Origin of the sequence: Sphingomonas sp. RB1R13 (assembly GCF_036663775.1) — a bacterium.
Taxonomy (GTDB): domain Bacteria; phylum Pseudomonadota; class Alphaproteobacteria; order Sphingomonadales; family Sphingomonadaceae; genus Sphingomicrobium.
The window spans coordinates 1-1,026 of sequence record NZ_JAXOJM010000121.1; the positions used below are offsets into that span (position 1 = coordinate 1).

Annotated in this window: 1 protein-coding gene and 1 pseudogene; one reads left to right on the plus strand and one right to left on the minus strand. The window is 67.5% G+C overall.

Annotated features, from left to right (window positions below; translation table 11 throughout):
• A pseudogene (locus U1700_RS15410) lies at positions 1–189 on the plus strand (MFS transporter); the annotation flags it as partial.
• Here the strand turns inward: U1700_RS15410 and U1700_RS15415 are convergent.
• Positions 173–1,026 (minus strand): undecaprenyl-diphosphate phosphatase (locus tag U1700_RS15415; protein WP_332753538.1); only part of this gene is annotated, 854 nt, incomplete at its 5' end. The pseudogene U1700_RS15410 and the gene U1700_RS15415 overlap by 17 nt on opposite strands.

Consider the following 1,026-nt stretch of genomic DNA (forward strand, 5'->3'; position numbering starts at 1 on the left):
GGGCTGGGCGGCGGCATCTATGCACTGGGCGCGCTGTCCGATGCACTGGCGCCGCTCTATGGGACGGACGCGCTGCGTTATGCGATGCTGGCCGGGCTGGGGCTTTACGCGGTCGCGGCGCTGCTGGTCGGGCTGGCGGGCCCGCATCTGCGGCGCGACTGGGTGGATCGGCCTAGCGCGCTGGAATGACGTTCAGGGCGAGCAGCGCAAAGACCGCCGCGCCTGCCACGATTCGATAGATGACGAAGGACCAATAGCCGCGAGTCGATACCAGCCGCAGGAATACGACGATCACCCCGTATCCGCTGGCAAAGGCAACAAGCGTGGCGAGCAGGGTCGGCCCCGGGCCGAATGCCCCGAACCGCCCCCAGCTGTCGGCCAACTCGAAAAGGCCCGACGCCAGCACCGCCGGGATCGCCAGCAGGAAGGAGTAACGCGCCGCCGCCTCGCGGGTATAGCCGAGCAACAGCCCCGCGCTGATCGTCCCGCCGGATCGCGACACGCCGGGGACCAGCGCCATCGCCTGCGCAAAGCCCAGGATCAGTCCGTCGCGCGATCCCAGCCGCTCCAGCGGCTTGCGCTTGGCGCCCAGCCGATCCGCTGCGCCTAGCACCAGGGCAAAGATGATCAGCATCGTCGCGGTGATGCGCAGGTCGCGCAGCCCCCCTTCGATCTGATGCTTGAACGCCAGGCCCAGGATCGCGATCGGCAAAGTGCCCAGGATCGCCAGCCACCCCATACGCGCATCGGGCGACAGGGTGGCGGGGCGGCGGATCACCGCGCCGAGCCACGCCATCGCGATACGCCAGATGTCCTTGCGGAAATAAAGCAGCACCGCCGCTTCGGTGCCGATCTGGGTGATGGCGGTGAAGGCCGCGCCCGGGTCACTGCCGGAGGGCAACAGGCTGCCCGCGATACGGAGATGCGCGCTCGACGATACCGGCAGGAACTCGGTGATACCCTGCAGCAGCCCCAGGAACAGGGCTTCCAACCAAATCATTCTGAATTGCGACCTTTGTCTGTTTG